Annotated in this window: 6 protein-coding genes and 1 CRISPR repeat array; all 6 genes read left to right on the top strand. The window is 70.4% G+C overall.

Annotated elements, in window-relative coordinates; translation table 11 throughout:
* Positions 1-458 precede the first annotated feature (458 nt).
* From cas3g to cas2, 6 genes are read left to right on the top strand one after another with little or no spacing between them, the layout of a single operon-like run.
* Positions 459-2861, top strand: a complete 2403-nt coding sequence (gene cas3g, locus BLR95_RS13965) for a type I-G CRISPR-associated helicase/endonuclease Cas3g (protein ID WP_092621482.1) — start codon at positions 459-461, stop codon at positions 2859-2861.
* On the top strand, positions 2854-5274 hold the full coding sequence (cas8g1, locus tag BLR95_RS13960) for a type I-G CRISPR-associated protein Cas8g1/Csx17 (protein ID WP_092621479.1): 2421 nt from the start codon (positions 2854-2856) through the stop codon (positions 5272-5274). The genes cas3g and cas8g1 overlap by 8 nt, the downstream gene beginning before the upstream one ends.
* On the top strand, positions 5264-6226 hold the full coding sequence (gene cas7g / locus BLR95_RS13955; protein WP_092621476.1) for a type I-G CRISPR-associated RAMP protein Csb1/Cas7g: 963 nt from the start codon (positions 5264-5266) through the stop codon (positions 6224-6226). The genes cas8g1 and cas7g overlap by 11 nt, the downstream gene beginning before the upstream one ends.
* 4 nt (positions 6227-6230) lie before the next feature.
* Complete coding sequence (csb2, locus tag BLR95_RS13950) at positions 6231-7829, top strand: type I-G CRISPR-associated protein Csb2 (protein WP_092621473.1); 1599 nt, start codon at positions 6231-6233, stop codon at positions 7827-7829.
* Positions 7826-9562 (top strand): CRISPR-associated endonuclease Cas4/Cas1, encoded by a 1737-nt coding sequence (locus BLR95_RS13945; RefSeq protein WP_092621470.1) that lies wholly within the window; start codon positions 7826-7828, stop codon positions 9560-9562. Before csb2 ends, BLR95_RS13945 begins: the two co-directional genes overlap by 4 nt.
* Positions 9563-9570: 8 nt before the next feature.
* Positions 9571-9867: a CRISPR-associated endonuclease Cas2 gene (cas2, locus tag BLR95_RS13940; protein WP_092621467.1), complete on the top strand. Its 297-nt coding sequence runs from the start codon at positions 9571-9573 to the stop codon at positions 9865-9867.
* 233 nt (positions 9868-10100) lie between these two features.
* A CRISPR array of direct repeats spans positions 10101-14129; the repeat unit is 36 nt; unit sequence CTCCCCGGGGCCCAAAAGCCCCGGCCTCATTGAAGC.
* Positions 14130-14254 lie beyond the last annotated feature (125 nt).

Here is a 14254-nt window from a genome sequence, read left to right as displayed (position 1 = left end):
GAATCCCGGCCAAGGTCGAGGCTGGCGGGTCTCCCCAGGTCGTGACCCGAAAAGTCGCAATCCAGAGAATTGTCATCCGGGGAGCGGCATTGCGCCAGATCCCCTTAGAATTGCCATTCTTTTTATAGTACTGTCTTTGATTGACACTCGAAATCCTCGGACGGGATCGTTTTGCACTCCGCCGAACAGCTTGGCTTGCCATGCCACTGGCGCCGTGCCGGCGGGACTGCCGCGGGGCCAGGGCCCCGGCCAACAGCCACTCAGGCGACTACACGTGACCGATTCTGGCCGACCCGGGTGGCATTCTGTCCTCGGACTCCTCTGAGCTCCGCGGTTTCGCCAAAGGACCCTCCCATGCCCCCGACCTCTGCCACAACCAATGGTGCCCCGACGCAAGGCAAGCGCTCGCGGGCTGAGGGTCGGCAGACCATGGTCTTCCCGCTTCAACAGGCTCGGACATGATGACCTACGATGGGTTTTTCGGAACCGCTTACGGATCCGCCTCGGGGGTCACGCCGGCCCAATGGCAGACCGAACTGGCCATGACCGACTGCGTGGATTGGCCCCAAGCACTGATCGCACCGACCGGGCTGGGCAAGACCGCCGGCGTGGTGCTGGCCTGGGCGTGGCGACAGGCACAAGGAGATCCGACCGCCCCGCGCCGGCTGGTCTATTGCCTGCCGATGCGCACCCTGGTCGAGCAAACAGCGGACTCGACACGGCGCTGGATGGCGGCCCTGGCCGAGTTTCCCGGTCTGCCACGAGGCGAGGACATCCACGTCCTGATGGGGGGTGTCGATGAACCTCGCTGGTTCGAACACCCGGACCGGCCGGCGGTCCTGATCGGTACCCAGGACATGTTGCTCAGCCGGGCGCTGATGCGCGGCTATGCCATGAGCCGTTTCCGCTGGCCGGTCGACTTCGCCCTGCTCCACGCCGACGCCCTGTGGGTGTTCGACGAGGTCCAGGCGATGGGCGCGGCCCGACCCACCTCGACCCAGCTTGAGGCCTTCCGGCGCGCCCTGGGAACCCCGCGCCCGACCCGCAGCCTGTGGGTCTCGGCCACTCTCGACCCGAGATGGCTGGACACGGTGGATGTCCGGCAAGAGCCCCGGGCCTGGCGGGTGCCGGACGATTTCCCCGGCGATGCCGACACCCCGCGCAGCCGGGCCATCCTGAGCGCCGCCAAGCCGGTCCATCGCCTGGACATCAGCCCGGGCGAAGACACCAAGGGCTATCCGGCCGCCCTGGCCGAGGCGGCGCTGGCCCGGCACCGGTCCGGCCATCCCACCCTGGTCATCGTCAACACGGTGGCCCGGGCCCAGGCCGTCGCCGGCGCCCTCTCCCGGGACGAAGGGCCGGAAGTGCTGCTCATCCACTCCCGCTTCCGACCGGCCGACCGGGCCGGGCTGGTGGCCCGCCTGCCCAGACCCGGAACCCCCCGCGATGTGATCATCGTCGCCACCCAGGCGATCGAGGCCGGCGTGGACCTCTCGGCGGCGGTGATGGTCACCGAGTTGGCCCCCTGGGCCTCGCTGGTCCAACGCTTCGGGCGGCTCAACCGGCGCGGCGAATACAGCGCCGAGGGCGCCCCCGTGTTCTGGGTCGACCTGCTGGGTGAAAGTGAAAACCGGGACCTTGCCGCCCCCTATGCGCCGGACGATCTGGCGCAGGCCCGCAGCCGGCTGGTGGTACTCGCGGACGCCGCTCCGGGGAACCTGGGCGGGCCCGGCGATCCGACCCCGGTGCGCCGCGTGCTGCGCCGCAAGGACCTGATCGAGCTGTTCGACACCGACCCCGACCTGACCGGCTTTGACGTGGACATCTCGCCCTATGTCCGCGACGCCGAGGATACCGATGTCCGGGTGTTCTGGCGGACCAACGCCGAAAGCACCCTGGAAGCCCAGCCCTCGCCAAGCCGCGACGAGCTGTGCGCCATCCCCATCGGGCAGGCCCGCAAGTGGCTGAAGGGCAAGACGGCGTGGCATGCCGACCCCCAGGCCCGGGGCGACGGCAAGGACCGTGGCGCCCTTCGGTGGCGGCGCCTCGACGGCGCCCCCTGGCCCGGCCTGGTGCTGATGGTCGATGCCGGGGTCGGCGGGTACGTCGCGGGGCGGGGCTTCGATCCGGGCAGCAAGGCCGCGGTGACGCCCCTTCCCGCGCCCCTTTACGGGGATAGCGAAAGCGCCGACGCCGATCCCGACACCCGGCGCGACAGGGCGGTGGCGCTCGGCGACCATCTCGACCACGTGGCGGCCGAGGCCAAGGCCCTGTGCGACCGGCTGGGGGTCTCGGGCGCCGAGCGCCAAGCGGTGGTCACCGCCGCCCGCTGGCACGACGTGGGCAAGGCGCACGACAGCTTCCAGCAGCGCCTGGGCAACGGCGCCCCGGGGGCCCCGCCGCTGGCCAAGTCCGACCACTTCGAGCCCACCGCCGGCCGCCCCTATTTCCGCCACGAACTGGCCTCGGCGCTGGCCTTCCTGGCCCATCACGACTGGTCGCGCGAGGCCGATCTGGCGGCCTATCTGATCGCCGCCCACCACGGCAAGGTCAGGCTGTCGCTGCGCGCCCTGCCCAAGGAACCGCCGGCCCCGGGCGGTTTGCGTTTCGCCCGGGGGGTGCGCGAGGGCGACCATCTGCCGGCGGTCGATGGGACCGGGGAAGGCTGGCCAGGGGGCGCGCTCACCCTCTCGGTGATGGAGCTGGGGCGCGACGACACCACCGGCGCCAGCTGGAGCGAGCGCACCCGCGCCCTTCTGGGCCATTACGGCCCGTTCCGGCTGGCCTGGCTGGAAACCCTGGTCCGACTGGCCGACTGGCGAGCCTCGGACGCCGAACAGAGGGGGACCCCCGATGCCTGAGTCCGCCGAACAAGGCCCGTTCACCCACCGCCTGGGCGGCTGCACGCCCACCCCACTGGTCGGCTACCTGAAGGCCCTGGGGGTGCTGCGTCTGATCTCCACGCCCGAGAACAACGTGACGGGCGGGGCCGCCGACCCCGAGGCCCGGGGCTTCTGGCGGGACGAGGCCTTCCACCTGGAAACCCGCCTCGACCGCGCCGCCCTGGAGCGCTTTTTCCTGGAGGCCTACGCCCCCTCGCCCATCGTGGCGCCGTGGAATGGCCGCGCGGGGTTCCTGGAAGGTGAAGACGGGGAGGATTCGCAAAGGACCGGGGCCCTGCTGGCCCGCGCGTTCGAGGACAGCGAGGCCGACCGTTTCAAGGGCCTGCGCCGGACCATCCAGGCGATGCGCCGTGATCCCTTGCTGCAACGCCTGAACACCCTCCGCGCCGCCCACAAGAAGGCAAGAGGTGAAGAGAAGAAACAGATAGACAAGGAAATCAAGGCGCTGAAGGCAGACATCCTGCCCGGCCTTCGCGCTGCCACGGACGATGCCCACGTCTCCTATGTGGACTCAACCTATGCAATCGGACGTGAGGCCATTGTGGCCCCTGTCCTCATTTCCGGGGGCGTTGATGGCAGTCGGGATTTCGGTGTGAACTTTGCCGCCGCCTTGTCCACGCTGTTCTCGGTGGATACGGGTCTGGCAACCGAACAGGCAGGACAGGATCTTTCCCCCGCCCTCTTCGCCGACCCCGGACGCCTGGAAGACCGGGGTACAATGGGACACTTCGGGCCGGGGCAAGGCGGCCCCAATGCCACCACCCAAGGGTGGTCGGGGGAGAACCCTCTGAACCACTGGGACCTGGTCCTGGCCCTGGAAGGCATCCTGACCCTGCCGGGAGCGGTGACCCGCCGCCTGGGGATCGCCACCCAGGGCGCGGCATCGTTCCCCTTCAGTTTCGAGCCCCTGCTGTCGGGTAGCGGCGCCTTGTCCGCACAAGACAAGAACCGACCGCGCGCCGAGCTTTGGCTGCCGGTCTGGGGGAAGCCGGCCCTGCAATCGGAAATCGAGGTCGTGTTTTCGGAGGGGCGACTCACCCTCGGCCAGAAACCCGCGCACACCGGCCTGGATGCGGCGCGCGCGGTCGCCGCGCTGGGAGTCTCGCGGGGAATCGCCGCCTTCGAGCGATATTCCCTGGTCCAGCCGGACGCCAAGATGCCCTATCAGGCCACGCCGCTGGCGCGCTTCGCTGTCCCGACCACGCCTGCCGCCGATCTGATCACCGACCTCGATCGCGGCGACTGGCTCGGTCACCTCAGGCGGCTGGCCCGGGGGGACAAGGCGCCGGCCCGGGCCACCGCGGCCCTGCGCCGGCTGGAGGACGCGCTGTTCCTGATGACCACCCCGGACCGGCGCCAATCGGCCACCCAGGCCGCCCTGACGGCGCTCGGCGAGGTCGCCGCCTGGATGGTTTCCAGCAAGGAGGCACGGGAAAAGCTCTCGCCCCCGCCCCGCCTTTCCTGGCGCTGGGTCAAGGCGGCCGAGGACCGCAGCCCCGAGTTCCGCATCGCCGCCGCCCTGGCCAGCCTGGGGTGGCCCCACCCGGACCACGCCGCCAAGCCGCCCCCAGACCCCAAGACCCACCCACCCCGTCCGCTGCCCATGGCGGCCCATTTCGCGCCCCTCGACCTGAGCCACGCCGACAAGCCCTGGCGGCGCTGGAACGACAATCGCCCGGACGGCGAGCCCAACGCCGAGCCCCTGGTGGTGTGGGGGGCCGGGGGGCTGGCGCGCAACATGGTGGCGGTTCTCGAGCGGCGCCTGATCGAGCAGGCCAGGCGGGGCCTGGACGAAAAACCCTTGAGCGCCGCCGCACCGGCCGACAAGGGCGACATACGGAGCTTCCTCAGCGATCCCGGCTTCGACGACGCCCGCTGCGCGGCGCTGCTCGGCGGGCTGGTCTGGGCCCATCCGGCCGGCCTCGACGGACGGCGCGTCGACCCGCCGCCCGTCGTCCCCTTCGCCTATGCGGCGCTCAAGCCCCTGTTCACCCCCGACGGCACCCTCCACGAGAGGAAAATCCTCGCCGAGGGTGCCCGCCTGCCGGTCCCCCCCGGCCTTCTCGCCCGCCTGCGCGCCGGCCAGACCGACCCGGCGGTGCACGCCGCGCTGACCCGGGCCCGGGCGTCGGGGCTGGTCTCGCCGTTTGACCCGACCCGCCTGGGCCGGGCGGCAAGCTGCTTCGGGGCCGGCCTGTCGGGCGAGCGGCTGGCCGCCGCGCTGCTCATTCCGCTGGACCCCAAGGATTTCCCCTACCTGATCTCGGCCGCCTACGCCGACCCCCGCAACCCCGACGAGGACGAAGACGAGGACGACAACCTCGATCCCACCGACCCGGACCCCGACCAGGAGACCGACCATGCCGCTTGATTTCTCTGCCCTGGAAACCACCCCCCGCCTGCTCGTCGAGGTGCCCTTGCGGCCCATCCAGGGGACCCGCTTCCAGCCCACCGGTTTTCCCAACCTGGGGGCGGCGGTCTACAGCCACCCCGACGGCGACGGCCAGGTGGTCCTGGTGGAAAGCGCCCAGAGCATGGCCAACCGCCTGGAGGCCGTCTGCTGGGACGAGCCCGCCGACGACTGGGTGCCCCCCCTGAAGGGCCTGCCCGTGGTCAAGGTGCTGGACAAGGACGGCAAGCCGCTGACCAACTCCCTGCTGGAGGCGCACAGGCTCAATTCCCCCTACATCCTCGAAGGCAAGGACACCACGGTCCTGGACATGCTCAAGGAGCGCCTAGCCTCGATGGAGGAGGGGCGGGTCGACCTGCGCGAGTTGGCCCGGGTGCTGCTGGAATTCGATGCCAACGCCCTGCTCCACGGGGTCTTCCTGGCCAAGAAGGACCTCGCCGGCGGCCGCCTGCGCCTGCCCCGCGCCCTGTCCGCCTTCATCGAGGCCGGCGACGCCAAGGTGGCGGCCAGCGGCGGGGTGAAGAACGACGCCGTCAACCCCAGCGGCGATGCCAATCGGGGTTTCGGCAACGTGCCCTTCGCCCGGGACGAATACACCTCGCCCGCCATCACCGCCTTCTTCAACCTGGACCTGCGCCAGATCCGGGCCTTCGGGCTGGGCCGGGAGGTCGGCGACCTGCTGATCGCCCTGGCCCTGTTCAAGGTCCGCCGCTTCCTGGCCGAGGGTCTGCGCCTGCGCACCGCCTGCGACCTGGAGCCGGCCGGCGAGCCCAAGGTCAGCCGCCCGCAGGGCTATGTTCTGCCGTCCCTCAACGATCTGGAAGCCGCCCTCCCCGGCCTGATCGAGGCGGTCGGCGCCAAGGGCCTGTTCGGGGCCGATCGGGTGCTCACCGTCACCTATCGGAAGAAGTAGCCCCATGTTCGCGCTCATGCTGCGCTTCCCGGCCGGGCGCTATCACGCCACGCCCTGGGGGCGGAACGTCAACGAGGCCGCCGTCGCCTGGCCCCCGGAGCCGTGGCGCCTGCTGCGCGCCCTGATCGCCACCTGGTGGCGCAAGGGCGACCCCGAGCGCTGGCCGCGCGACACCCTGGCCCGCCTGATCGAGGCCCTGGCCGAGACCCCGCCCGTGTTCCAACTCCCCGAGGACGCGGTGCACAGCCACACCCGCCACTACATGCCGGCCCCGGTGAAGACCACGCTGATCTTCGACGCCTTCGCCCATCTCCCCCGGGACGGGGTGATCGTCGCCGCCTGGCCCGGGGTCAGCCTGGACGGGGAGTTGCTCGCCCTGGCCCGCGACCTGGCCGATGGCCTGGGCTATCTGGGCCGCGCGGAAAGCTGGGTCGAGGCCGAGGTGCTGACCGACTGGCCGGTGGAGCGGGCCAACTGCCATCCCCTGGACGACTCCGCACCACCCCGGGGCGGCGATCCGGTGCGCCTTCTGGTCCCCCTGCCAGCGGCGGGCTACGCCGAGGAACGCGACCGCCTGCGGGCCGCCGAACAGGCCGCCGGCAAGAAGCCCGCCACCCCCGGGGCCCTGGAGAAGAAGCGCGACAAGGAACTGGCCGGCACCCTGCCCGAAGACCTGCTCGACGCCCTGTCGCTGGACACCGGCGACCTGCAGAAGGTCGGCTGGACCCGGCCCCCGGCCTCCCGCGAGGTGGTCTACAACCGCCCGCCCCTGTCGCCCACCGCCCGCCGGCGGCCCTCCCGGTCGGCCCGCCCGCGCGACGATGCGGGCTCCCCCACCGTCGCCCGCTGGGTGCTCACCGGCCGCCCCCGGCCCCGCGTCGAGGACACTGTCCGCATCGCCGAGGTGATTCGGCTGGCCGCCATGAGCCGCTTCGGCTGGCGGATCGACCCGGACTCCGGGCGCAAGATCCCGAACGCCCCGGCCGCCCTCAGCGGCCACGACGCCGACCGCACGGCCCTGCGCACCCCCGAGCACGCCCACGCCTTCTGGCTGCCCGAGGACGCCGACAACGACGGCTGGATCGACCACGTCACCCTGTGGCTGCCCGGCGGCATCAACGCGGAGCTTCAAGTCTCCCTGAGCCGCCTGCGCAAGCTGTGGCTGGACCAGGGGCGGGAGTGGCCTCTCGCCCTGGAGGGCTTCGGTGCCCCGGCCGACTTCATCCCGGCCAGCCGGCTGTTCGGAACCGCCCGCCGGTTCACCGGCCTGACCCCCTTCCTCGCCGCCGGACACCTGAAAAAGGGCGGCTACCCGGCCGAGGTGCGCCGCCTGCTGGTCCGCCGGGGGATGCTGACCGCCGAGCAGGCGGCGGCGGTCGAGATCGCCGAGCGCCCCGCCCTCACCCTGGACGGCGGCAAGAACCTGCGGCCCATCCACTTCCACCGCTTCCGATCACGCCACGGCGAACGCCAGCCCGACACCCGGGGCGCCTTTCTCGACCTCACCTTGCCCGTCCCCTTGAGCGGTCCCCTGGCCCTCGGCTATGCCAGCCACTTCGGCCTGGGCCTGTTCGCGCCGCTGACCGACGGCCACCCCCCATGAGCCGCGACGCCGAGCCCGAGTTACCGCTGCCGCCACCGGGCCAGGCCTCCGACGCGGTGGCCGGGGTGGGGCTGGTTCCGGTGCGCATGGTCAACGAGTACGTCTACTGCCCCCGGCTGGCCTGGCTGATGTGGGTCGACGGCGCCTGGGCCGACAGCGCCGATACCGAGGAGGGGCGGCAGGTCCACCGCCGGGTGGATGCCGGTGGCGGGCACCTGCCCGAGGCCGGCGAGGGGGAAGAGCCCGAGGCGGAAACCGCGCCCATCCACGCCCGCTCGGTCGCCCTGTCCTCGGAAACCCTGGGTGTCACGGCGGTGATCGATCTGGTAGACGGCGAGGGGCGCGCCGTCAGCCCGGTCGACACCAAGCGCGGCAAGCGTCCCCACGTCGCCGCCGGGGCCTATGATCCGGAGCGCGTCCAGGTCTGCCTGCAAGGCCTGCTGCTGGAAGAGCATGGCTATACCTGCCAGGAGGGCTTCCTCTACTACCGGGCCAGCCGCGAGCGGGTGCGCATTCCCTTCGACGAGGCCTTGCGCGCCCAGGCCCTGGAGGCGGTGCGCGGACTGCGTCTGGCGGCCGCCCAGAAGCGCCCGCCACCGCCGCTGATCGACAGCCCCAAGTGCCCGCGCTGCGCCCTGGTCGGCATCTGCCTGCCCGACGAGGTGGGCCAACTGGCCGGCACCACCCCGGCTCCCCGTCCGCTGGCCGCCGGCCGGCCCGAGGCCCTGCCCCTGCTGGTCCAGGCCGGTCACGGCAAGGTCGGCAAGAGCGGCGACCGGCTGACCATCGCCGTTGATGACGAGGCGCCTGTCAAGGCCCGCCTGGGAGAGGTGTCCCAACTGGTCCTGTTCGGCAACGTCTCGCTCAGCGCGCCGGCCCTGCACGAGCTGATGCGCCGCGAAATCCCGGTTTCCTGGCACAGTCACGGCGGCTGGTTCCTGGGCCACACGGTGGGGCTGGGCCAGCGCTCGGTCTCGGTGCGCGAAGCCCAGTACCGCCGCGCCTTCGACGACGCCTGGTCGCTGGCCTTCGCCCGCCGGCTGGTCGCCGCCAAGGCGCGCAACGCCCGCACCCTGCTGCGGCGCAACCGCCGCGACAGCCACCCCGCCGAGGCCGTCGCCGAGCCCCTGCGCGCCCTCAAGCGGCTGGCCACCGAGGCCGACTCCGCCCCCGACACCGCCACCCTGCTGGGCATCGAGGGGGCCGCCGCCGCCACCTACTTCCGGGCCTTTCCCCGGATGCTGAAGGACGACGGCCCGGGCCGCTTCGACTTCACCCGACGCAACCGCCGTCCCCCGGCCGACCCGGTCAACGCCCTGCTCTCGTTTGCCTATGCCCTGTTGGTGCGCACCTGGCACATCGCCTTGTCGGCGGTCGGCCTCGATCCCTATCGGGGGTTCTATCACACCATCCGCCACGGCCGCCCGGCCCTGGCCCTGGACATGATGGAGCCCGACCGCCCCCTGATCGCCGACAGCGCCGTGCTGACGGTCATCAACAACGGCGAGGTGACACCGGCGGATTTCGTCCATGCGGCCGGCGGATGCGCCATGGCTCCGCCCGCCCGCAAGGCCCTGATCGGCGCCTTCGAACGCCGGCTGGAGCAGGAAATCACCCACCCGGTGTTCGGTTATCAGGTCAGCTATCGCCGCCTGCTGGAAGTGCAGGCCCGGCTGCTGTGCCGCCACCTGATGGGCGAGGTCGACCCCTTCCCCTGGATCACCCCCCGGTAGGTGGCGCCATGGCCACGGACGAACGCCTGTTCATCGTCGCCTACGACATCGCCGACCCGAAGCGCTGGCGCCGGGTGTTCAAGGTGATGAACGGCTACGGCGAGTGGCTTCAGTTGTCGCTGTTCCAGTGCCGGCTGTCGCGCAAGCGACTGGTCCAGATGCGCGGCGCCCTGAACGAGGCGATCCTGGAGGGCGCCGACCACGTGCTGATCGTCGACCTGGGGCCGGCCGACGGGGTCCGCCCCCGCCTGGAAAGCCTGGGCAAGACCATCGAGGTGGTGGAGCGCAAACCGATCATCATATAGGCTGCAATGATCCGTGGGTGTCGGGCCGGCCCGCCGACCCGCCGCGAGCGCTGTGGAGACGCGGCCGACTCGGGGAGCGCTCGCGAATGCTTTTTAACACAGTGAATCAAAGGGTTGTGGCTTGAGAAACGACGCCGTTCGGGGGCCTGGAGGCTCTCGTTACGAGCCTGTCTTGTCAGGGCTCGAAAATGGTGGGAAATTTGCTTGCTTATCAAGCCCCTGCCACAGGGGCTCTCCCCGGGGCCCAAAAGCCCCGGCCTCATTGAAGCCAAGGCGGAGATGCCACCCTTGCCACGCCCCCCGCTCTCCCCGGGGCCCAAAAGCCCCGGCCTCATTGAAGCACCGCATCCAGGAACGCCGCATCCACACCGACGTGGCTCCCCGGGGCCCAAAAGCCCCGGCCTCATTGAAGCCAGGTGTACGCCGCGCCGCTGGTCGCCGCCATCGACGTCTCCCCGGGGCCCAAAAGCCCCGGCCTCATTGAAGCGAGTACACCCCGTGACCGTCTTCCCCCCATCGACGCTCCCCGGGGCCCAAAAGCCCCGGCCTCATTGAAGCCCCGGGAGTTTTGTCGTGCGCAAAAAAGCTCGACACGCCTCCCCGGGGCCCAAAAGCCCCGGCCTCATTGAAGCGTGACGTCGTGCGTTTCCCGTGCATCGGTGTAAGTCTTCTCCCCGGGGCCCAAAAGCCCCGGCCTCATTGAAGCGCGACGTCGTGAGTCTCCCGTGCGTCCGTGTAGGCCGCTCCCCGGGGCCCAAAAGCCCCGGCCTCATTGAAGCCATCTACCGGGAATTCGGCATCAACCCGGCCCAGGCCTCCCCGGGGCCCAAAAGCCCCGGCCTCATTGAAGCCCCCCACTCACGGACACGACATGATGGACCCCGCTCATCTCCCCGGGGCCCAAAAGCCCCGGCCTCATTGAAGCGACCGCCCGGCGGAGGTCTACTCGACCGAGGAATCGGCGCTCCCCGGGGCCCAAAAGCCCCGGCCTCATTGAAGCGGGATCATCCCGCCGTGGCGCGGGGACCGGGTGCTGGCTCCCCGGGGCCCAAAAGCCCCGGCCTCATTGAAGCTTGTCGATCGCCCGGGCCAGTTTGCCGGTGCGCTTGGCTCCCCGGGGCCCAAAAGCCCCGGCCTCATTGAAGCTTCAGATGGATGATTTGACCACTCAGGCACAACAGCACTCCCCGGGGCCCAAAAGCCCCGGCCTCATTGAAGCATCGTCAACGCGGCCGTCAGGTAGTCGCTCACGGCAAATCTCCCCGGGGCCCAAAAGCCCCGGCCTCATTGAAGCGTCCATCGCTCTGGGACTCCCCTTTCATGCTCGCGGTTCTCCCCGGGGCCCAAAAGCCCCGGCCTCATTGAAGCGGCGGCGCGCCGGCGCGCGCCCTCGCTGGCCTGCGGCCTCCCCGGGGCCCAAAAGCCCCGGCCTCATTGAAGCTCCGGTGGTGTGGACATTGCGTTTGGCGAGAGCGCGGACCTCCCCGGGGCCCAAAAGCCCCGGCCTCATTGAAGCCACACCTCGCCAGCGGATAACGTCGCCGGTGTCAATCTCCCCGGGGCCCAAAAGCCCCGGCCTCATTGAAGCATGTACAGTTCCCAGTCATCCTCATCATCCAGTTCTTCCTCCCCGGGGCCCAAAAGCCCCGGCCTCATTGAAGCGCGAGCCCCCGGGGTCGTCGTTGGTGGTGCTCACCTCCTCCCCGGGGCCCAAAAGCCCCGGCCTCATTGAAGCGACCTCACTTCCTCAATGGTGCATGGGTAGATGCTCCGAAGATCTCCCCGGGGCCCAAAAGCCCCGGCCTCATTGAAGCCCCAAGTCGTTGCGCTCCAACTCAGCGAGGCGCAGGTCTCCCCGGGGCCCAAAAGCCCCGGCCTCATTGAAGCGGTGCGCGGCTGGAATCGCTGCGCGCCGCCACCGGGTATCTCCCCGGGGCCCAAAAGCCCCGGCCTCATTGAAGCACTGGCTGTTCGGGATCGATATCGCCGGCTGGCTCCAGTCTCCCCGGGGCCCAAAAGCCCCGGCCTCATTGAAGCAGTTCAGCCGCCGTGGCTTCTCCAGACCTGATACGAGCTCCCCGGGGCCCAAAAGCCCCGGCCTCATTGAAGCTCCCACAGCAGCAGCGCCATGGCGAGGCGGGGGCGGCGGCTCCCCGGGGCCCAAAAGCCCCGGCCTCATTGAAGCGTGGGCAATCCAGATTTTCCAGATCGCCCGGGTTGACCTCCCCGGGGCCCAAAAGCCCCGGCCTCATTGAAGCGTGGGTTGTTGGTTGGCAGGATACCCGATTTGTATCACCTCCCCGGGGCCCAAAAGCCCCGGCCTCATTGAAGCCCCGGAGGCTTGGTGGGCATCCACATGGGGCGGCGCGCTCCCCGGGGCCCAAAAGCCCCGGCCTCATTGAAGCGGCGGCTACACGCGCGGCTGGGTGGCGGTGGGCACGGTCTCCCCGGGGCCCAAAAGCCCCGGCCTCATTGAAGCCGGGATTGGCGCCGCCGAGCTGGCGTGGGGTCGGCTGCTCCCCGGGGCCCAAAAGCCCCGGCCTCATTGAAGCGGAATCTGAGAGAGGAGATCGCCCGTGCGCGAGAAGCTCCCCGGGGCCCAAAAGCCCCGGCCTCATTGAAGCTCAGCTTTGTCGGTGACGGGGCTGTTTCCTGGGAGGAGGCTCCCCGGGGCCCAAAAGCCCCGGCCTCATTGAAGCCCCAGTAGCTCGGCTGCGGTGAACGTCGCCGCCGCCGAGCTCCCCGGGGCCCAAAAGCCCCGGCCTCATTGAAGCGCCCGTAAGTTTGCTGCTCTCGGCCGGGAGTCCGAGGTCTCCCCGGGGCCCAAAAGCCCCGGCCTCATTGAAGCGAGGTGCCGACCCGCTCGGCCAGCGCCTCCTGGGAGAGGCCTCCCCGGGGCCCAAAAGCCCCGGCCTCATTGAAGGCGCGCGCATGCCGGCGAGGATGACACGCGGGGCGCGCAGCCTCCCCGGGGCCCAAAAGCCCCGGCCTGATTGAAGGACTTTGGCTCGGTTTCCCGCCGAGCCGGGTCTGCCACAGGCCTCCCCGGGGCCCAAAAGCCCCGGCCTCATTGAAGCCCCTGGCGCTGCGCCCGGAAGGCGCGCCGGAGGTTCCGGCCTCCCCGGGGCCCAAAAGCCCCGGCCTCATTGAAGCACTGATTAGTCTTGTGACTGAACGCGCTCTTTTCGGACCTCCCCGGGGCCCAAAAGCCCCGGCCTCATTGAAGCGGGCTGGCGCTGCTGTGGGCCGACGCGCGGGACCACCGCTCCCCGGGGCCCAAAAGCCCCGGCCTCATTGAAGCGTCCACCCGGTCGGGCCGCGGGGTGTTCGGGTCCGTCAGCTCCCCGGGGCCCAAAAGCCCCGGCCTCATTGAAGCTTCGAGGTGGCCGCCTTCGGCGCCGAGATGGCCGGCCCTCCCCGGGGCCCAAAAGCCCCGGCCTCATTGAAGCGGATCGGGGGGCGTCGGCCAGTCGCGGGGCCGACGCGGCTCCCCGGGGCCCAAAAGCCCCGGCCTCATTGAAGCGGGCCTGGCTGGCCGGCCTGGACGTCATGCTGGTCGACTCCCCGGGGCCCAAAAGCCCCGGCCTCATTGAAGCTTCAGGCTCTGGCGCATCTCCCGGGTGGTCTGCTGGACCTCCCCGGGGCCCAAAAGCCCCGGCCTCATTGAAGCGACGCCTCCCGCGTCGACGCACTTGACCAGATACGTGCCGCTCCCCGGGGCCCAAAAGCCCCGGCCTCATTGAAGCCGTCGTATCGGCCGTCCAGCCGGTCGTGTCCAGGGACTCCCCGGGGCCCAAAAGCCCCGGCCTCATTGAAGCGGGTTGATCGGCTCGGTGGTGGGCCTCGGGGGCAAATCTCCCCGGGGCCCAAAAGCCCCGGCCTCATTGAAGCCCGCCCTTCGGGCCGTGGTTACGGCGCTTCGGGCCGGGGTTCTCCCCGGGGCCCAAAAGCCCCGGCCTCATTGAAGCATGTGCCACATTTGGTGCTCTCGCACCCACTCCCACCTCCCCGGGGCCCAAAAGCCCCGGCCTCATTGAAGCTAAATGTCATAGTGAAGTTCTGCCCCCCGATTGAAGGCCTCCCCGGGGCCCAAAAGCCCCGGCCTCATTGAAGCGGAGGGTGATCGATGCGCTGGCGTGAGGAGCGGATCGGCCTCCCCGGGGCCCAAAAGCCCCGGCCTCATTGAAGCCCCTGGCCGAGGCGCGGCCTCGGACAGCAGGGCGAGGCTCCCCGGGGCCCAAAAGCCCCGGCCTCATTGAAGCGCGCTGCTAACGGTGCTTGCCGTGCTCAGCCTAGGTTCTGGACTCATAATCCCGCATCCAGAGTCGTGTTGAAGCCAACATGACAGCGGCCAAGAAGTTCTGTGCCGACTTTTCGAAGCGGGTGG

Source organism: Roseospirillum parvum, from assembly GCF_900100455.1.
In the GTDB taxonomy this organism is placed as follows: domain Bacteria; phylum Pseudomonadota; class Alphaproteobacteria; order Rhodospirillales; family Rhodospirillaceae; genus Roseospirillum; species Roseospirillum parvum.
This window is presented reverse-complemented; position numbering and strand designations above follow the sequence as displayed.